We start from the raw sequence: 18,453 nt of genomic DNA, 5'->3' as shown, positions 1-18,453 counted from the left end.
AGTTCGTCCCGCTCAGGACGGGACTTCCTGAGTTCGGGGGCCGCGGCGACTGGCTTCGAGCGCCGCGGTGACAGTGCGGGCGTCGTAGCTGCCGCGCAGACGACGACCCTCGACGAAGAACGTCGGCGTGGCGTGCGCACCGCTGGCGACGGCACTGGCGAGGTCGCGCTCGACACGCTCGATCACCGCGGTGCTGTCGAGATCCGCGATGAACCGTTCGACGTCGAGCCCAAGCTCGGCGGCGTAGCCGATCAGATGCTCGCGCTCCAGCGCATGCTGACGGGTGAACACGAAGTCCAGCCACGGCCAGAACATCCCCTGGTTCGCCGCTGCCTCGGACGCCCGCGCGGCAATCGGCCCGTGCGGGTGGTGCGGCAGATGGCGCACCACATACCGCAGGTCGTCCCCGAAGTGGGCGCGCAGATCGTCCCACGAACCGGTGGCGTGCGCACAGTACGCGCACTCGAAGTCCACGTACTCGACGAGTGTGAGCTGGGCGTCCTCCGGCCCGCGGATGTGATCGATCTCCGGATCGACCGGTGGCTCAAGCACCATCGGCAGGTCAGCGGTCTTCTCACCCCACCGCTGGGCGGCGACCTTGAAGATCAGCCACCCGAGCAACGTGGCGAACACCATCGACACGAGCACGCCGACCGTCGCCTGGCGGCCCAAGTCGGAGGTCGTGCCGAACGCGAGCCCGATGATCAGCAGCGACACGGTGAACCCGATCCCGGACAGTGCCGCACCACCGAACACGCTGCCCACCCCGACGCCCTCGGGCAGCCGGCCCAGGCCGAGACGGACGGCGATGAGAGTGATGAGCCCGATGCCCAGGAGCTTGCCGAGCACGAGCCCTGCGATGACGCCCCACGTGACTGGCGAGCCGAAGGCCTCGGCGAGCAGCCCGCCACGCACGTCCACTCCGGCGTTCGCCAAGGCGAACACCGGCACGATCAGCAGCGCCGTCGGCAGCCGCAGGAACTCGTGCAATCGCTCGTTCACCGAGATACCCCGGGACAGCCCGCAGTCCACCGCGCGGGCCGATGCGGCACTCGGAGACTGCCAGAAGTCGCGGAACAGTTGTTTTGCCGCGACGACCTTGTGACGTTGCGTCGCGTAGGCGGGGATCAGCAGCCCCGCGGCCATCCCGGCGAGAGAGGCATGGATGCCGGAGTACACGGTTGCGAGCCACAGCACGATCACGATCAGCACATACGGCATTGCCCGCCACTGGCGGGTGCGCCCTAGCCGCCACAACGCAACGAGACTGGCGAGGGCGATCAACAACGGGACGATCCGAATCTCATCGCTATAGACGATGCCGATGATGGACACGGCGAGGAAGTCATCGACCACGGTCAGGGTGAGCAGGAACACGCGCAACTGACCGGATAGCCGCGGGCCGACGATCGCCAGGGTGCCCAGCATGAATGCCGTATCGGTGCCGACCACCGCCCCCCACCCGTGCAGGCCCTCACTTCCGGCCAGCCCCACGATCAGGACATACACCAGCGCGGGAAGCACGACACCCGCGACCCCCGCGATCAGAGCGAGACGGGCACGGCTGCGATCCCGGAGCGATCCGTGGGCGAACTCCTGACGCACCTCCAGGCCGATCAGGAAGAAGAAGACCACCATCAGGCCGTCGTTGACCCAGTGATGCAGGTCCATGTGCAGGCCCAGCGGCCCGAAGTCAAACCCGACGTCCAGGTGCCACAACTCGAAATAGGCATCGGATAGCGGCGAGTTCGCCCACGCCAGCGCCACGACCGTGACGATCACCAGCAGCACCGCAGCACCAGACTCCGTGCGCAGATAGCGGGCAACGCGTCCCCGGCTGATCTTCGCCGAGGATGCACCGAAAGAAGTGGCTGACATGTTCTTATCCTGTTCCTGTAGTTCGTGAAGTCGCGATGAGCCGGTTTCGGAGACGACCAGTCAGGCGTCCGCCTCTGGCAGCGTCCCATCATCCAGCGAGCGCAGCCAAGTAAGCCTTTCTCCCAGCCTGCGCTCAACACCTCTGTCCGTTGGCTGATACCAGCCCGGCCGCGCCACGCCCTCGGGAAAGTAGCTTTGCCCAGCGGCATAGCCGTTGGGCTCGTCATGGGCGTAGCGGTAGCCTTCGTGATACCCCATCTGCTGCATCAGCTTCGTCGGCGCATTGCGAAGATGGAGAGGCACAGGCAGGGAGCCGTTGTTCTTGACGAAGGCCTTCGCCTTGTTCCAGGCGGCATAGGCAGCGTTCGACTTGGGGGCGGCAGCAAGGTAGGTCGCCGCGTGGGCAATCGGTATTTCGCCTTCGGGGGAACCCAGCCTCTCATAAGCCAGCGCGGCATTGAGCGCCAGTTGCAGCGCCTGCGGGTCGGCATTGCCGATGTCTTCGCTGGCCACCACGATCATGCGGCGCGTCACCTGGCTGACGTCGCCGCTGCCGTCGAGGATGCGGGCCAGCCAGTACAGGGCCGCGTCGGGGTCGGAGCCCCGCAGCGACTTGTGGAAGGCGGAGAGCTGCCAGTAGAACTCGTCGCCGCCCTTGTCGAACCTGCGCAGTGATGGGCTGGTGGACAGTTTGGCAAACTCGCCATCGACCACGGCCTTGCCCGCGCCCGACGCAGCATTCGTCACCTGCTCAAGCAGATTGAGGAAGCGCCTGCCATCGCCATCGGCAAAGCCCTTGAGCAGATCCAGCGCGTCCGCGTCCAACGTGACGCCCTGGAGATGCGGCAGTGCGCGTTCGTAGAGCTGGTTCAGTTCGTCGCCGGACAGCGGTTCGAGGGTATAGACCTGCGCGCGCGAGAGCAGCGCGGAATTGACCGCCAGCCCCGGATGCTCGGTCGTCCCCCCCACCAGGGTCAGGAGCCCCGACTCGACATGGGGCAGTAGGGCATCCTGCTGCGCCTTGTTGAAGCGATGGATCTCATCGACGAAAAGCACCGTCGATCGACCATGGTTGTCCAGTTCTGCCTGGGCCTCGTCGATGGCTTGCCGGATGTCCTTCACCCCGGCAAGCACGGCCGAGATGGCGATGAATCGGCTGTCGGTCGCACTGGCGGCCAGGCGCCCCAGGGTGGTCTTGCCCACGCCTGGCGGCCCCCAGAGGATGAACGAGTGCAACTTGCCCGCCTCGAACGCGAGACGAAGCGGCTTGCCGGGGCCGAGCAAGTGCCGTTGCCCGACGAATTCATCCAGCGTCTTGGGCCGCAGGAGTTCGGCCAAGGGAGGCTTGGGCTTTGTCGTGAATAGATCGGTCAAGTTCCTCTCCCTGGCATTTCTGATAGTTGACGTTCCGATAACGTTGGCACCTCAATCCAGGGAGCCGGATTTGTCCAACGCCGCGGGCTCTTTGTCGCTAATCGCATGCATGATGATGCGAGAGCCGCGGTAGCCGATGCTGTGGTTCCATACCCAGCTCAAAGCGACGCTGAGACGATTTCGCGTACCGATCAGAAAGTAGATGTGCGCCAGCTTCCAGATCCACCACGCAAAGGCACCACGCAGCTTCACCCGCCCCATGTCAATCACCGCCAGGCTGCGGCCGATGGTGGCCAGGTTCCCCTGATGCCGGTATTTGAAAGGTCCGTCAGCGGGCTTGCCCTTCAAACGCCGTCCAATGAGGTTGGCGACGTACTTCCCTTGCTGTTTGGCGGCCGGGGCGATGCCCGGCACGGGCTTCCCATCGGCCATGGTGCACGAGGCTGTATCGCCGATGGCGAAGACCTCCGGCCGACCGGCCACCGTCAGGTCAGGGCCAACGACCACCCGACCCGCACGATCAGACGCAGCGCCCAGCCAGCGAGCCGCGGGAGACGCCTGGACTCCGGCGGCCCAGACGATGGTCTTGGCCGAAAGGGGCTTGCCACCGTACACCACGCCATCGGCCGAGCATTCGGTGACCGGCGTACCCAGCACGACCTCGACGCCGAGCTTTTCGAGCGCCTGGCGCGTATAGGCCGAAAGATCCTCTGGAAAGACGGACAACAGACGCGGGCCAGCCTCGATCAGTACAACCCGCGACGTGCTCGGGTCGATCGAGCGAAAGTCACGCGCCAGCGTGTCTCGTGCAAGCTCGGCGATGGTTCCGGCCAATTCAACCCCGGTGGGACCACCACCGATGATGACGAACGTCTGCAGCGCGGCACGCTGCTGAGGATCGCTCGTGCGCTCAGCCTCCTCGAAAGCCGCGAGGATTCGGCCCCGAATGGTCGTGGCATCTTCCAGCGTCTTCAACCCCGGCGCGAAAGCCCCCCATTCGTCGTGTCCGAAGTAGGCATGGGTAGCGCCTGTCGCGAGCACGAGCGTGTCGTAGGTTTGCCGCAATCCATTGTTGAGAATGACCTGACGCGCGTCCTGGTCGATACCTTCCACTTCCGCCATCAAGGTGTTCACTTCCGGGCGATTTCGGAAGAGATAGCGAATAGGCCAGGCGATCTCGGATGTCGAAAGTGACGCCCCTGCAACCTGGTAAAGCAAGGGTTGGAACAGGTGATGATTGCGCCGATCGATGATCGTCACATCGACCTCGGCACCAGCAAGCTGGTTGGCAACCTCGATCCCGCCGAAGCCCGCTCCGATAATGACGACGTGATGTCGGTTTTTGGAGGTCTTTGTCATGACCTGATCTCCTCTCTCTCAGCGTTTCAGCGCCGATGCGTGGTGTGCCATATGCTCGCCAATGAAACTGGCAATGAAGTAGTAGCTGTGGTCGTAGCCTGGGCGCAGATTCAACGTGAGCGGGTGCCCCGTCTCGTCGCAGGCCTTGCGCAGCAGGTCGGGCTGAAGCTGGCTCTCCAGGAACTCGTCGCCCAAGCCCTGGTCCACCAGCAACGGCAAACGCTCCTGCACGGTGCGAATCAGCTCCACGGTGTCGTACTGTTTCCACACCTCCCGATCGCTGCCCAGGTACGCCTCGAAGGCCTTGTGCCCCCAGGGAACCTGGGTGGGGGCGACGATGGGCGAGAAGGCCGAGACGCTTCGATAACGGCCCGGGTTGCGCAGGGCGATGACCAGAGCACCGTGTCCTCCCATGGAATGGCCGCTGATGCTCCGCTCCGCTGTCACGGGAAAGTGGGCCTCGATCAGCGCCGGCAGTTCCTGCACGACGTAGTCGTACATCCGATGATTCGCAGCCCAGGGTTCCTGTGTGGCATTGACGTAGAACCCCGCGCCCTGTCCGAGGTCATAGGCAGGATCGTCGGCAACGCCTTCGCCGCGAGCGCTGCTATCGGGCGCGACGACGGCAATGCCATGTTCGGCCGCGTAGCGCTGGACGGCGGACTTGGTGATGAAGTTCTGCTCGGTGCAGGTCAGGCCCGAAAGCCAGTACAGCACCGGCACTTTGCCGTGCTGCGCCTGCGGAGGCAGATAGACGCCGACCTTCATCGTGCAACCGAGCGTCGTCGATTCATGCTGATAAACGTCCTGCCAACCATCAAAGCTGGCGTGATGTTCGATGCGTTCCATGTAGTTCTCCTATGTTCAAAGGAACGGCGCAGCTCTCGCGCGCCAAGACGGCAGCTCGTCAGGAAGATTTCTCTTCCGCCACCGTGTCGCCGTGGGCATGCCTGATCCTGCGCACGATCCACCAGATCGTCAGCATCACCGCAGGCACCAGAACCGCCATCACCGGCGCCACGCTGTCGTGAACCATCGGAATGCCCTTGAGCAAGTAGCCGAGAAGACTCACGACGTAATAAGAAATTGCCGCGACCGACAGGCCTTCGACGGTCTGCTGAAGGCGCAATTGCATCTTGGCCCGGTTGTTCATCGACGCCAGCAGATCGCGGTTCTGGCGTTCAAGCTCAACGTCGATCCAGGAACGCAGCAACGCGATGGCCCGGGTCAGCTTGTCTGAGAGCTTGGCCTGGCGCTCCTTTACGGATTGGCATGTCCGCATGGCTGGAGCGATGCGGCGCTGCAGGAAATCCGCCCAGGTGCAGTACCCGGATACGGCCTCTTCCGAAAGCGCTGCCAGCCTTTCCTCGACGATCTCGTAGTAGGCACGGCTGGCACCGAAGCGATAGAGATTCGCCGCAACTCCAGCTTCCAGCTCGGCAGCCAGGCCGGTCAATTCGGACAGCAGCACGTCGCTGTCGCGCCGTTCCACCAAGCTCGTACACATCTCGTCGGTGATCGCCGCAAGGCGCGACTCCATGCGTCGCAGCTCCGACGTCATCGATCGTGTCAACGGCAGGGACAGCAACGCCAAGGTACGGTAGGTCTCGATCTCCAGCAGACGTTGAGCCAGCGCACCCGCCCGCGCCGGGGTCAAATCGCGGGCCAGGACGAGGATCTGCGTCAGGCCATCCTCATCCTGTCGGAAGTCGGTCAGAATGGCGGCAGAGCCGTTCTCCACCAGCGAGTAGCACAGGCTGGCAGGATCGAAGCGATCGGCCTCCTTCTCCGTTTCCGGCGTCCACGGAAGAAGTCTCAAACGGATGCCGGATACGACCGGGCCGGGAGGCACAAATCCATGCCTGAACGGGTTTTCGCCGCACGGCTCTCCCGTCTCGGAATCCAGCGAAGCGCACCAGAGATACGTCGAGAACTCGGTGTGCTTTTCACAGTGCAGGTCTCCTTCGTCCCATGTCACGCCGTGAAGCGGCGTAGCATGGTCGGGTTCGGCAACGCCGAAGCGATGAGACAACTCGCTCATCGCCATCTGATCCTTGGCCTGGTCGCCTTCGGTCATGAAAGCGAGCTGCAATATGCCGCGCGGGGCCTGAATCAACAGATGCGGGCGCGCATGCACTTCACCCACGGCGGCAGCACGATCGGTGTAGGCCGGCATGCCGTACACGGTGGCGGTCGGGGTGGGTTGTACGGTCGTCGTATTTATGTTGGCCGGCTCTTTCATAACGACCTCATTTCTTCTTGGTTGAAAAACACGCTTCAAAGCAAATGCCCGCAGCCATGCGTTTCGCACATGGCTGCGGGCCGATCTTCATGAGCAGACACCGCTCTACACGGTCCGTCTAATAGGCTCGCCGTGTAGAGGCTTGTGCTGGCCCTTTCAGAACGCCCTCAGCTTCCTAGCTTTCAGACGAAGGTGTACGAGCAGACCTTGTTGCCCGCCGGATCACGCAGGTAGGCCGCATAGGCACCCGGCAGGTGGCCACGCGGGCCAGGCTGGCCCTCGTCGGTGCCGCCTGCGGCAAGGCCGGCGGCGTGGAAGGCATCCACTTCGGCGGGAGTGGCGGCCGCAAAGCCGACCGTCACGCCGTTGCTCGAAGGCGCTTCACCATTGCCCGGACGGGCGATGATGAAAGCCGGCTTTTCGCGACCGAAAAGCACCCATCCGTTGCCGAAAGGACCGAGGTTCTTGATGCCGAGAGCACCCAGGGCGGCGTCGTAGAACGCGGCCGACTTCTGGACGTCGGCGGCGCCGATGAAGACGTGCGAGAAGATGCCGTCGCCGGAAATGACAGGAGTGGACATGGTTAGTTTCCTTGATGGTTGGTGTTGAATGGATAGTGGGTGATCAGTAGTGGATCACCGTGCGAATCGACTTGCCTTCATGCATCAGGTCGAAGGCGTGGTTGATCTCGTCGAGACCCATGGTGTGGGTGACGAACGGGGCGAGATCGATCTCGCCTTTCATTGCGTCTTCCACCATGCCCGGAAGTTGGGTACGCCCCTTGACCCCGCCGAAAGCAGAGCCCTTCCAAGTCCGGCCGGTGACCAACTGGAACGGACGGGTCGAGATTTCCTTGCCGGCACCGGCGACACCGATGACGATCGACTGGCCCCAGCCACGATGGGCAGCTTCCAGAGCCGAACGCATCACGTTGACGTTGCCGATGCACTCGAAGGTGTGATCGACACCCCAGCCGGTCATCTCGATGAGAACCTCGTGAATCGGCTTGTCGAAGTCCTTCGGATTGAGGCATTCGGTCGCGCCGAAGGTACGAGCCAGCTCGAACTTCGCCGGATTGGTATCGATGGCGATGATGCGGCCCGCTTTGGCCTGGCGTGCACCCTGAATCGCGGCGAGACCGATGCCGCCGAGGCCGAAGATGGCCACCGAGTCGCCCGGCTGCACTTTGGCCGTGTTGTGCACGGCGCCGATGCCGGTGGTCACGCCGCAGCCCAGCAGGCAGACGTGCTCGGGATTGGCGTCCGGGTTGATCTTGGCCAGCGAGACTTCGGCGACGACCGTGTATTCGCTGAAGGTCGAGCAGCCCATGTAGTGGTAAAGCGGCTGACCGTTGTACGAGAAGCGAGTCGTACCATCGGGCATCAGCCCCTTACCCTGGGTTGCACGAACCGCGACACACAGGTTGGTCTTGCCGGACTTGCAGAACAGGCACTCGCCGCACTCGGCGGTATAGAGGGGAATGACGTGATCGCCAGGCTTCACGCTGGTCACACCTTCACCCACCTCCACGACGATACCCGCACCTTCATGACCCAGCACGACCGGGAAGAGACCTTCGGGGTCGTCGCCCGACAGGGTGAAGGCGTCGGTATGGCAAACGCCGGTGTTCGTGATCTTGATGAGCACCTCGCCCTTGCGCGGCGGCTCGACGTCGATCTCGACGATTTCCAGCGGCTTTCCTGGCCCGAAGGCAACTGCTGCACGTGATTTCATGATGTCGCTTCCTTTACTAGCTAACTAAATTTGCCCTCACCGAGGGCACCCTGGTGCCTCTACCGCAGATAGGAGCGGACGATAGAGATGGTCTCGTCAATGGACTTGTTCTGCGAATCGCTCCTGATTTCGCTACTGGGAAACTCTTCCCGCAGATAGCTCTCCAGAACCGTTGCCATCAATCCGTTGACTGCCCCACGAACGGCCGCAAGCTGCTGAAGAATTGCAGGACATTCCGCACCTGCATCAAGCGCTTGCTCAAGAGTCGCTACCTGACCTTTGATGCGCCTGATGCGCGTCAGTGCTTGCTTCTTTTCTTCCGGGCTGTGTGGCATCGAACACCTCTCTACTTGGGTACACCGCCGCATTATACAATACTCCCCCATAGTATATGCGGCCGAACTTCGCCACAAAATCTGTGCTCTTCGAGCACGCTTACAGGCTAGTACAGATTTGTTCCCAAGAAGCGCAAAACATTCAAATTAATGAATATTTCTTGCATGTATCGACAGCATCGGGGCAAGTTCAAAACTGGTCAAACTGGAAAAATCTATGCGCAGATAGACGTGGCCTATCTAAGCCGACTCATCGAACTGAAGCTAACAAGATGAGACCGGCTAGGCGACCTGACGACCCGAATACCGAGCCTTCCGCAGTGCAGGCAACATCTGGCCGTCCCAGTCACGATCGACCGCAACCTGGGCCTGTTCCTGGTTTCGTTCGAGTGCTTCAACGTCAAGATCACCGATCGCCCATGTCTGCGTGCCGCAAGTCGTCGCGAGAATGCCATCATCCGGGAATCCACGATCCATTGGTGCATAGATCGTGGCCTCGCCAGTGTTCGTGTCCAACGCCGGACTCCAGTCAGCAGCTCCGGTCGTCACGGCCTGCGCGATGAACATTCGGTTCTCCAGCGCCCGCGCCATGCAGCCCACACGGACCCGGGTTGCACCTGCTTGGGTGTCGGTACAGCTCGGGACCAGCAGCAGGCGCACTCCCGCCTCTCTCTGGGCTCGCACGGGCAATGGAAACTCACTGTCATAGCAAACAGCGATGCCGGCACGCACACCGTTCAGGTCGAACACCTTGAGTTCGTCGCCACCTTCGATGACGCCGGTGTCCTTCTCGAACCCCGTCAACTGCAGTTTGTCCTGGTAGTCGCGTGTACCGTCAGGCGCAAACCACCAAGCTCGGTTGCGGTAGCGGTCCAAACCAACCTGGGTCAAAAACGTACCGGCCTGAATGGTCATGCACAACTCGCGCGACAGGTCGGCATACAGTGCCAGCCAAGCAGGCTGCAAGGCCTGCAGCGCGGCCAGAGAGGCGTTGAAATCACGGCGGATGCTAGGCTTGAACGTTGCAGCCAGTTCGAGGGATAGATACTCGGGCAACACGGCCAGTTCCGCTCCGCCACGGCGCGCCTCCTCCAGAACCAGTCGCTGCCGCGCAGCAAATGCCTCGAAGTCCGTCGGCTTACCCACTGCATATTTCGCAACTGCTACTTTCACTTCGCGTTCTCCAGAGAGTGCAGCCACATCGTGAGCGTCTGCTCGGTTTCGGTCGGCTCACCCACCTCCTTCCAGGGCAGCGTAACCTTCATGTCCGACTGTCGCACGTAGCCACGACGGGTCCAGAAGGCATCATTACTGCGGTAGTTGGAAGGACGCCGGGGATCGTCGTCTGCTCGATCCACCGACGCGAACGATGTCCACTGCATGCCGCCCAACGAACGGGCATGCGCTTCGCGTTCGTCAAAGAAGCGATGGCCCAGGCCAAGGCCCCGAAAGGCTGGGAGCAGGACTGATTCGCCGCAGTAAAACACTGCCTCCATCGGGATTCCTCGATCGGCGAACGGTACCTGGAAGGCCGGCTCCGTATCGCCGAGCGGCAACCCCGTGGACGCACCCACAACCACGTCATCAGCGAGCACGAGCACCAACAGGCTGTCTGCCGAACGGGCGTACATGGAAAGGTAGTGCTTCTCGTATTCGATGTCGCCCTCGTACAGGTATGGAAAGCTGCGGAAGACCTTCGCCCGCAGATGTGCCACGGTGTCGAACCATTCGGCAATGTCCGGCCCACGACGAACCAGCACCTGCACGTCGCTGGTCATTTCAGGCGTCCCCTCCGACCTGTGCGATCCAGTCGCCGAGGTTGTAGTAGTTGGTGACACGAGCGATCTTGCCATCGCGGATCTCGAAGAACGCGCCACCCGGCAGCACGTAGCGCTGGCCCTGGGCGTCCGGCAGCCCGTCGTCCGTCACCTTGTATTCGCCATGCACCACGTACTCCGCGCCTGCGCGCAGGCCGTCGGCGCTGACCATCACCACGATCCCGCGGAGTTGCTCGCCATAGCAGCGGTCCATGCGCTGCAGGAAGGCGCGGAAGGCTTCGCGACCGACCTCACGAGCGCCCTGGTTCAAATCGTGCGCGACGTCATCGGTCAACATTGACAGCATGGCCTCGCGGTCACCGCGGTTGAAGGCGTCGTAGTAGGCAGTGATGAGAGTCGCAGCGTTCATTCGCGTTCCTTGTTGGGTTGTTCGGAGCGGAGCATTCCGGGGTGCTGTCAGTCTGGGCAACCGCGCCTCCCTTGTATATGGAATTGTTGCGATTTTATAATTCCACCATCTGGAACAATTAACGAGCGGCGAAACCGACCATGAGGCGTGCGTCATGAACAAGGAAATGGAACTACTGCGCATCTTTCGGGTGGCGGCCGAAAGCAGCAGTTTTCGCGATGCAGCCGTCCGGCTGGGGACTTCTCCGCAAGGTGTCACCCGTGCCATCCAGCAACTGGAGCAACACTACGGCGAGGTGTTGTTTCATCGAAGCACGCGCCAGGTGCGCATCACCGCCTTCGGCGAAGGGCTGTTAGACCAGGTGCGCCCGGCATTGGAGCGGTTCGAGGATCTGTGGCGAACGCCTGGCTCCGACCAGCAGGCATCCCTGTCCGGTACGGTTCGCATCACCGCACCGCACAGCTTGGGCACCAGAGCGGTGCTGCCGGCACTGGAGCGCGTGGCCGCGCGTCATCCCGACATCACGCTGGATGTGCGCCTGTCCGATCGCATCAGCAATACGGTTGACGAAGGGATTGACGTCGGAATCAGGGTCGGATTCATGCGTGATAGCCGCTTCGTCGCACGCAAGGCAGCCGACATGAAACTTCCGATCGTTGCCGCTCCGCGCCTGATCAAGAAAGTGGGCGTACCTGAAAACATCGATGCGCTAAGCAGCCTGCCAGCTACCGTGGCCTTGGATATCAATACCGGCCGTCCCTGGCCTTGGCACTTCAAGGCGGGACGCCAGTGGACACCTGCCGCACCCACTCTCGTCGCCGACAATGCCGACATGGAAATGGGAGCGGCGCTGGCCGGGATCGCGTTCGCGCAACTGGCGGACTACATGGCCGCCCCCTACATTGCCAGCGGGAAGCTCGTGCGAGTGTTGGAGAGCGAAGAACCTCCGGCATGGGGGTTGTACGTCTATCGGCCTCAGCGTGGCCCCATTCCGGGAAGGGTTCGAGCGGTATTTGATGAAATGCTGGTCGCCGTTGGATCGTTGCCAGCTTTGCGCTGACACGTCGCAAGACACTGAAAGGCACACGCCCTGGAAAGCGGGGCACTGAGCCTTGGCGGCTCGCCCCTCCGGTTGAATGATGAGCCGACCGTCTGCCCGCTTGCGCCAGGTGCAGATCGGTCGGCCATGCAACCCTATGCCGGCAAACGATTAGATGTAAATGAATTGCCGGTACAAACCATCCAACTGACGACGAATATCTTCGACGCGCTGCTCGTCACCGGTATCGGTAAATTCGAGTAGCTGCTGTTCCTTGGCAGTGATCTGATCGCAAAGGTCGGACAAATTCTCGCAGAAAGCCTCGGAGTGAACGGTGGGCTCCTCCGTATTCGTCTCTTCTCCTGCTAGTTTTCGCACAGACGAGGCCGGAGAAATCCCATTTTCCTCGTTAAAGGCAATTTGAAGCTGCCTGCGCCTATTGGTTTCATCGATCGCCTGTTTCATCGCCGGAGTCACCGCGTCGGCGTACAAGATCGCCTTGCCGTTTTCATTCCGAGCGACTCGACCTATCATCTGAATGAGAGCATGGGCCGAACGCAAGAATCCTGCACGGTCTGCATCGAGAATAGCAACCAATGATGCCTCTGGAATATCCAGCCCTTCGCGCAAAAGACTAATCCCAATCAAAACATCGAACTCTCCTGCGCGCAGGCCATTGATGATCTCAACACGATCCTCCGCTTTTATGTCCGAATGCATGTAGCGCGCTCGAATCCCGTTGTCCGTCAAGAAATCCGTTAGCTCTTCTGCACTGACCTTCGTCAGCGTAGTCACGAGCACGCGATTTTTCTTCTTCACGCACTTCGATATTTCGGCAAGCAGGTCATCTATGTATCCGTCCGCTTTCCGCACCTCAACCTTGGGATCAAGCAGTCCCGTTGGTCTGATAACTTGTTCGACAACCCTGTCTTTCGACACCCTCAGCTCGTAGTCTCCCGGAGTAGCGGAAACAAAGATGGTCTGAGGCTTGACCTTCTCAAATTCACCAAAGTTCAACGGGCGATTGTTCTTAGACGAAGGCAAGCGGAACCCGTAATCTATCAACGTCTCCTTGCGCGCCTGATCCCCCCGGTACATTGCGGATATCTGTGGCACCATGACGTGGGATTCATCGACGAACAGAAGCCCATCTTTCGGCAGGTAATCCAGCAATGTGATCGGAGGCGAGGCCGGGTCCCGTTCGCTGAAGTAGCAGGAATAATTTTCCATGCCCGAACAATAGCCTACCTCGCGCATCATCTCCACGTCATGCGTGATCCGCTCGTACAGCCTGTTTGCCTCGACCAAGCGATTATTCCTGTTCAGCTCGGCAACCCGCTCTTCCATATCAGCGAGTATCTTCTTGGACGCGGAATCTATTTTATTCGTGGGCGGTGCAAAAAGCGTCTTTGGCGAAACCAAGTAATGGTCAATTGCCCCAAGCGTTTTACCTGTAACAGGGTCTAGCCATTGAACAGACGCAACAGAGTCATCCAGCAGTTCCACCCGAACTGCCCTATGCTCGGAATCAGCAGGAAAGATATCGATCACATCACCTTGAGCGCGAAACGTTGCACGTTTGAGAGTGCGCTCAGTGCGATCATATTGCAGCAGAGCCAAACGACGAATCAGCTCTCTCTGGTTTAGTTTGACCCCAGGGGACAGAGCGATCTGCAACGCTCGGTACGCCTCCGGGTCACCCAGGCCGTAGATTGAAGACACCGAAGCGACGACGATCACATCGCGGCGCTCAATCAAGGATTTGGTCGTGGACAGGCGTAGGCGCTCAAGGTGATCGTTGATGGCCGAGTCCTTTGGAATGAAACGATCGGTGCCCGGCATATAAATCTCGGGCTGAAAATAATCGTAGTAGGAAACGAAGTACTCGACAGCATTCTCAGGAAAGAAGTGCTTCATTTCACCATAAAGCTGCGCGGTCAATGTCTTGTTAGGAGCCAAGATCAACGTGGGCCGCTTCAGACGATGAATCACATTGGCCATCGTAAAGGTCTTACCAGAGCCGGTGATACCCTTCAGCGTCTGGTGTGTCGCACCTTCTTCTATGTCCGATAGCAGGCGCGCTATCGCCTCTGGCTGGTCCCCCGCCGGCGTATAGCTGGAGTGCAGAATGAACGTACCGGTTGACATTAGATATCTCCTAATTGAGCTACTTCAATTTGTCCTGATGTATCGGCTATTTCGGAAGACCTATAGCAGTACCAAACTGGGGTGTAAATGACGGCGATCCTGCCACGCCCCACCTGGGCGTAGGCGTCGCCAACATGATAGCCCAACACACGGGCGGGCTTCCCAGTGCATATCCGCCGAGCGCCACGACGTCAGCCAGCGGCCCGTCTGCCAATGCACCTGGAGCTACTCGCCTCGTTCAGCGCCGACATCGAGTCGTGGCGGGCGAGATTGCTCTGTACGCCCCATGTGTGGCGGCGGCTCCCGCCGATGCGCGCCTTTGCCTCTCTCAGCCATCAAGACGAGACGCCGGAGGCGTGGAGCTACGTCACCTGCTAAAGATGCACGATCTCAACATTCGGCCATTTGCCTGCAAGGTACTCGGCCACTAGCCTCCGATGGCAGTGATGGGGCTTGTCTTCGCTGCAAAGCAGGCAACTGTTATCAATCTTTTCTTTATCGATTGACTCAATCTTTCGGGACGACATTAAATCCAGAAACTTCCTCGCGTAGATATCCCAATCTCCCCCTTTTATTTTATATGCCTCGAACATGTCCTTGGTTGGAGCAAGTGCTGGCAGGTGCTCATATTCCATCCCACACAACGCCTCGGAAAAATACCGAAGATCCTCGCGCTTTGCGAAGCCGGCCAATTGCGAAACATTATTCAGACGAACATCGACTAGGCGTTTGGCACCAGAATCACCTAATTTGGTGAAGAAGGATCGCGCGGAGGTCTTAGTGAATCCAATCGTGAATATCTTCATCTGCCTTACTCCACTCGTTCCTTCATCCATAAATGGCTGTTATTGATCTGCCGCCAGGTACGCCCGTCAATCGCAGCCAAGGAAACGCCGGGGGCATGGCGTACTAGCTACTCCACAACGGCCACGGCAGGCTCCATTCTCTGGCCGCTTCAACGACTCGCGGCCACGACCCGAGCAGCTCAAGAGCTTAGCACCGCCTTTTGCGGTTGCGTGCTTCACCACTCCCGCTTCTTCCCTTCCAGAACGCGCCAACTGCTAAGCTACATGAGGACGACTCGCCCTACAGCGCGAAGCACCTGTGTTCGCGCTATTGGCTGTCCCGTGCGTTGTGGTGCTGGCCGCCGATGACGAGCCGAGCCTACTGAATGGGCACTGCGCACAACAGCCTTTCATGCGTGCCACCTGCGTGATCAAGGTTGAACGCAGATCGAAGCGTGCACAGGTTTTTTCATAAAAGTATAAAATTCAATCAACTCTATCAGAAGAAAATCTATGATCGTAAGAAACTTTGAATACTTGCTTGCTTTGCACCGTGAAGGCCATTTTGGCAACGCGGCAAAAAGCTGCAATGTTTCTCAGCCGACACTCTCCGCGGGCATCAAGCAATTGGAGGAAGACATGGGTGTCGAGATCGTGCGTCATGGCCGACGCTACGACGGGCTCACTTCTGAAGGAATGCGCGTACTGTCTTGGGCTCAGCAGATGTATGACGACTGCAAAGGACTGGAGCGAGAAATCTCCGCACTACGGCGGGGTATAGAGGGGAAATTCCGGCTAGGGATACTCCCAGGAACTGCCGGCGTAGCACCCACATTAAGCATCGCCCTTGCCGAAAAAACACCTTTACTTCAACAATCAATTCTGGTCTCCGGCGCTTCTTCCCTGCTGCAGGCGATTCGAGAAAACAATCTGGATATCGCACTCATGCATTTGGAGGATATTCCAGGGGAAGACTTCGATACTCACCTTCTGTACCGTGAACGCATTTTCCTTTTTCACGCCGCTAGAACACAGCAACCCCGAAGCACAACGTGGGACCATGTTCTTAATAGACAACTGTGCCTGCTGAACTCGGCAGTACCTGAATCCATTCAAGATAGACTGACGCAATGTACCGCACAGACTATTCGCACTGATTCAATTGACGTGCTATCGGCACACGTGGCGACAGGAAAATATTCGGCAGTTCTTCCGCAATCTCTCGCCGGCCAACTCGCACACATTCCGAATCTCCACGCAATCGGTATCAGTGGACCAATGTCACACTCAAATGTCGGATTCGTTGCTGGGAAAAATGCGTTCGAGGCACCGTCATCGCACGCATTGCTCGAAATGGTGCACACCCCAGAACTGGCCGCCGCTCTTCAATCCGTTATATCGATCCATCGTCGGTTCCAGCCCAAAGCAGACTCATCCCAAAGCCCCTTGAAATAGCGAGTCTCGAAGAGCAACGCTGTATTGCTTCAACCAGGCAAAGATGGCAGGCACGCCGTGTGCGCCGCTAACAGGCGCCACGTGCTGAGCAACCCATCGAAGGCCACCAGGTCTAGGGGCAACACGGGCGACAGGAGTACCTGCTGCATGCGGCCTCCTCATGTCTCGCTGGGTCAAGCTGACTATTCCTAGATCAAGCTAGGAGGCGCGATGTAGTGATGATCGTTGTCCTCTCCCAGCTAGGAGACGAGCACGGCTCGACGAGCCCGTGTAGATAGATCGTGTCTATCTGCACATAGATTATTCCAGTTTGACCACTTCTGAGCTTGATCCGATGCTGTCAAGACCGCAGAAGGAGACGCGGCCAACGGCTAGGCAGTACCACGATCGTTCTTCTTGACAGCGGTAAGTCTCGTTTCCCACTTCGATTTAGAAGATGGAAACATTAACGCACAGAGGTGACGAAATGACTCCGACCGGTAACCGAATCGTGACTTTCGAGAAGCCCTTGGAAATGAAGGTCAACACCTTCAAATTTCCAGAGCTGATAACCCCTCAAGGGAAAAGTGCACCCCACGGCGCTATCCTCAAAATAGTTACCACAAATATCTGTGGCAGCGACCTTCACATTTATCGCGGTTCGTTTGCTGTTCCCAAGGGAATGACCATGGGCCATGAAATGACCGGCGAAGTGATCGAAGTGGGATCAGACGTCGAAGTCGTGAAGAAGGGCGACATCGTTTCCGTCCCCTTCAATGTGGGTTGTGGGCGTTGCTACAACTGCAAGCATATGCGCTCCGATGTATGCGAGAACACCAACCCCGAAATCGACTGCGGAGCCTACGGGTTCAACCTCGGTGGCTGGACGGGGGGCCAAGGTGATTATCTCTTCGTACCGTATGCGGATTTCAATCTCCTGCGCTTTCCTGACAAGGATGCCGCCATGGAAAAGATCCGCGACCTGACCCTTCTCTCTGACGTACTACCCACAGCTTTCCATGGGTTCGCTGGCCCTGATTGGCCAGCCGCACCGGCCTACGTCGTCGGCGAAAACATCCTGATCTTCGGTGCCGGGCCGGTCGGCAGAGCGGGTGCCGCCTGCGCCAGACTTCTGGGTGCAGGCGCCATCATCGTTGCCGATTACATTCAAGAGCGGCTGGACCTTCTCAAGCCACACGGCGTGGAAACCATCAACCTTTCCGACGGCGTGCCGATCGAGGAACATCTCGAACGCATTACCGGGCACAGGGAGGTGGATCGCGTCATCGACTATGTTGGTGTGGACTGCCGCGGGTTTGGCGCGGAGGCTGACAAGATCGTGGAGAGCGCTGTTACCAACGCAATGCTCAAATATGTCCGCTTCGGCGGAATGACCAGCACGGTCGGTGTGTACTGCGCAAACCCGATCTCGAAAGACCCGAAAGCCAAGAAAGGCCATATGGATCTGGAATGGTCCAACGCCTGGATCAAGTCGCCGCGAATGTCGGCTGGTCAATCCCCGACGGCCAATTACAACCACGCGTTAATGCGGGCGATACTGAACGATCGCATGCCTTACCTTTCGCCGATGATGAACACTAAGTTCATCAAGCTCGAAGACGCGCCCGCCGCGTACAAAGAGTTCGACGCGGGTTCTGCATACAAGTACGTCATCGACCCGCATGGTTCAGTGCGGCAGTAAGTATCCGGCGCGGGCTACGCATCAGGATGTCTCACACTTTCTGGTGAGAGACATTCTGGCTCCTCTAGTCTCCGGCCAGCAACTGAAGCCGGCGAATATTTTCGCCGGCATTTGTCTGCTGCCCCAAGGCGTTGTGATTTTGACGGGGTGCTTGCCTTGGCTCGGGCCAGGAGCAGAACCTCAGCAATCCGCAGGTGATGATCAACCGCAGGCGTGTTCGAGCGCCTGGTTCGCAA

Annotated in this window: 16 protein-coding genes; 3 read left to right on the top strand and 13 right to left on the bottom strand. The window is 59.5% G+C overall.

The features are described 5' to 3' along the window. Positions 1–12: 12 nt before the first annotated feature. The 11 genes from nhaA to ACNA0J_RS09715 all read right to left on the bottom strand — a co-directional run bounded on the left by nhaA (position 13) and on the right by ACNA0J_RS09715 (position 11,109). The gene (gene nhaA / locus ACNA0J_RS09765; RefSeq protein WP_019726351.1) at positions 13–1,878 is read right to left on the bottom strand and encodes a Na+/H+ antiporter NhaA; all 1,866 of its coding nucleotides are present in this window, start codon (positions 1,876–1,878) and stop codon (positions 13–15) included. Between the two features lie 60 nt (positions 1,879–1,938). Next, positions 1,939–3,252, bottom strand: coding sequence for a replication-associated recombination protein A (locus ACNA0J_RS09760; protein WP_009459628.1), 1,314 nt, complete (start codon positions 3,250–3,252; stop codon positions 1,939–1,941). 51 nt (positions 3,253–3,303) lie between these two features. Continuing rightward, positions 3,304–4,611 carry an NAD(P)/FAD-dependent oxidoreductase gene (locus ACNA0J_RS09755; RefSeq protein WP_019726352.1) on the bottom strand — a complete coding sequence of 436 codons (1,308 nt, stop codon included), beginning with the start codon at positions 4,609–4,611 and terminating at the stop codon, positions 3,304–3,306. Between the two features lie 18 nt (positions 4,612–4,629). Continuing rightward, positions 4,630–5,460, bottom strand: a complete 831-nt coding sequence (gene fghA, locus ACNA0J_RS09750; RefSeq protein ID WP_007182551.1) for an S-formylglutathione hydrolase — start codon at positions 5,458–5,460, stop codon at positions 4,630–4,632. Between the two features lie 58 nt (positions 5,461–5,518). After that, the gene (locus ACNA0J_RS09745; RefSeq protein WP_019726353.1) at positions 5,519–6,853 is read right to left on the bottom strand and encodes a DUF3422 family protein; all 1,335 of its coding nucleotides are present in this window, start codon (positions 6,851–6,853) and stop codon (positions 5,519–5,521) included. A gap of 182 nt (positions 6,854–7,035) precedes the next feature. Further along, positions 7,036–7,434 carry a VOC family protein gene (locus ACNA0J_RS09740; protein ID WP_009459624.1) on the bottom strand — a complete coding sequence of 133 codons (399 nt, stop codon included), beginning with the start codon at positions 7,432–7,434 and terminating at the stop codon, positions 7,036–7,038. A 43-nt stretch (positions 7,435–7,477) separates the two neighbouring features. After that, positions 7,478–8,587, bottom strand: coding sequence for an S-(hydroxymethyl)glutathione dehydrogenase/class III alcohol dehydrogenase (locus ACNA0J_RS09735; protein ID WP_011871467.1), 1,110 nt, complete (start codon positions 8,585–8,587; stop codon positions 7,478–7,480). Positions 8,588–8,646: 59 nt separating this feature from the next. Further along, a complete protein-coding gene (gene frmR, locus ACNA0J_RS09730; RefSeq protein WP_007182548.1) occupies positions 8,647–8,922 on the bottom strand; it encodes a formaldehyde-responsive transcriptional repressor FrmR in 276 nt (91 codons plus the stop codon). A 282-nt stretch (positions 8,923–9,204) separates the two neighbouring features. Further along, positions 9,205–10,095: a carbon-nitrogen hydrolase family protein gene (locus ACNA0J_RS09725; RefSeq protein ID WP_009459621.1), complete on the bottom strand. Its 891-nt coding sequence runs from the start codon at positions 10,093–10,095 to the stop codon at positions 9,205–9,207. Continuing rightward, positions 10,092–10,700, bottom strand: a complete 609-nt coding sequence (locus ACNA0J_RS09720) for a GNAT family acetyltransferase (protein WP_009459619.1) — start codon at positions 10,698–10,700, stop codon at positions 10,092–10,094. Before ACNA0J_RS09720 ends, ACNA0J_RS09725 begins: the two co-directional genes overlap by 4 nt. 1 nt (position 10,701) lies before the next feature. Further along, complete coding sequence (locus tag ACNA0J_RS09715; protein ID WP_009459611.1) at positions 10,702–11,109, bottom strand: ketosteroid isomerase-related protein; 408 nt, start codon at positions 11,107–11,109, stop codon at positions 10,702–10,704. A gap of 154 nt (positions 11,110–11,263) precedes the next feature. Here ACNA0J_RS09715 and ACNA0J_RS09710 point away from each other — a divergent pair, with 154 nt between their 5' ends. Next, a complete protein-coding gene (locus ACNA0J_RS09710) occupies positions 11,264–12,169 on the top strand; it encodes a LysR family transcriptional regulator (protein ID WP_009459605.1) in 906 nt (301 codons plus the stop codon). Between the two features lie 150 nt (positions 12,170–12,319). On the opposite strand, the gene uvrB is transcribed toward ACNA0J_RS09710, so the two are convergent. Both uvrB and ACNA0J_RS09700 read right to left on the bottom strand, forming a co-directional pair. Continuing rightward, on the bottom strand, positions 12,320–14,296 hold the full coding sequence (gene uvrB / locus ACNA0J_RS09705) for an excinuclease ABC subunit UvrB (RefSeq protein WP_009459603.1): 1,977 nt from the start codon (positions 14,294–14,296) through the stop codon (positions 12,320–12,322). A 374-nt stretch (positions 14,297–14,670) separates the two neighbouring features. Beyond that, complete coding sequence (locus ACNA0J_RS09700; RefSeq protein WP_009459601.1) at positions 14,671–15,102, bottom strand: DUF488 domain-containing protein; 432 nt, start codon at positions 15,100–15,102, stop codon at positions 14,671–14,673. Between the two features lie 492 nt (positions 15,103–15,594). Between ACNA0J_RS09700 and ACNA0J_RS09695 the strand changes: the two genes are divergently transcribed. Continuing rightward, positions 15,595–16,536 (top strand): LysR family transcriptional regulator, encoded by a 942-nt coding sequence (locus ACNA0J_RS09695; protein WP_009459599.1) that lies wholly within the window; start codon positions 15,595–15,597, stop codon positions 16,534–16,536. 466 nt (positions 16,537–17,002) lie between these two features. Continuing rightward, a complete protein-coding gene (locus tag ACNA0J_RS09690) occupies positions 17,003–18,217 on the top strand; it encodes a glutathione-independent formaldehyde dehydrogenase (RefSeq protein WP_009459598.1) in 1,215 nt (404 codons plus the stop codon). The last annotated feature ends 236 nt before the right edge of the window (positions 18,218–18,453 follow it).

The sequence above is a fragment of the Bordetella tumbae genome, assembly GCF_965139195.1.
GTDB lineage: Bacteria > Pseudomonadota > Gammaproteobacteria > Burkholderiales > Burkholderiaceae_B > Bordetella_A > Bordetella_A tumbae.
This window is presented reverse-complemented; position numbering and strand designations above follow the sequence as displayed.

Excerpts from the sequence above, each read along its gene's own strand:
- fghA (WP_007182551.1), bottom strand. The coding sequence starts at position 5,460 with ATGGAACGCATCGAACATCACGCCAGCTTTGATGGTTGGCAGGACGTT.
- uvrB (WP_009459603.1), bottom strand. The coding sequence starts at position 14,296 with ATGTCAACCGGTACGTTCATTCTGCACTCCAGCTATACGCCGGCGGGG.
- nhaA (WP_019726351.1), bottom strand. The coding sequence starts at position 1,878 with ATGTCAGCCACTTCTTTCGGTGCATCCTCGGCGAAGATCAGCCGGGGA.
- ACNA0J_RS09695 (WP_009459599.1), top strand. The coding sequence starts at position 15,595 with ATGATCGTAAGAAACTTTGAATACTTGCTTGCTTTGCACCGTGAAGGC.
- ACNA0J_RS09720 (WP_009459619.1), bottom strand. The coding sequence starts at position 10,700 with ATGACCAGCGACGTGCAGGTGCTGGTTCGTCGTGGGCCGGACATTGCC.
- ACNA0J_RS09745 (WP_019726353.1), bottom strand. The coding sequence starts at position 6,853 with ATGAAAGAGCCGGCCAACATAAATACGACGACCGTACAACCCACCCCG.
- ACNA0J_RS09700 (WP_009459601.1), bottom strand. The coding sequence starts at position 15,102 with ATGAAGATATTCACGATTGGATTCACTAAGACCTCCGCGCGATCCTTC.
- ACNA0J_RS09715 (WP_009459611.1), bottom strand. The coding sequence starts at position 11,109 with ATGAACGCTGCGACTCTCATCACTGCCTACTACGACGCCTTCAACCGC.
- frmR (WP_007182548.1), bottom strand. The coding sequence starts at position 8,922 with ATGCCACACAGCCCGGAAGAAAAGAAGCAAGCACTGACGCGCATCAGG.
- ACNA0J_RS09740 (WP_009459624.1), bottom strand. The coding sequence starts at position 7,434 with ATGTCCACTCCTGTCATTTCCGGCGACGGCATCTTCTCGCACGTCTTC.
- ACNA0J_RS09710 (WP_009459605.1), top strand. The coding sequence starts at position 11,264 with ATGAACAAGGAAATGGAACTACTGCGCATCTTTCGGGTGGCGGCCGAA.
- ACNA0J_RS09755 (WP_019726352.1), bottom strand. The coding sequence starts at position 4,611 with ATGACAAAGACCTCCAAAAACCGACATCACGTCGTCATTATCGGAGCG.
- ACNA0J_RS09735 (WP_011871467.1), bottom strand. The coding sequence starts at position 8,587 with ATGAAATCACGTGCAGCAGTTGCCTTCGGGCCAGGAAAGCCGCTGGAA.
- ACNA0J_RS09690 (WP_009459598.1), top strand. The coding sequence starts at position 17,003 with ATGACTCCGACCGGTAACCGAATCGTGACTTTCGAGAAGCCCTTGGAA.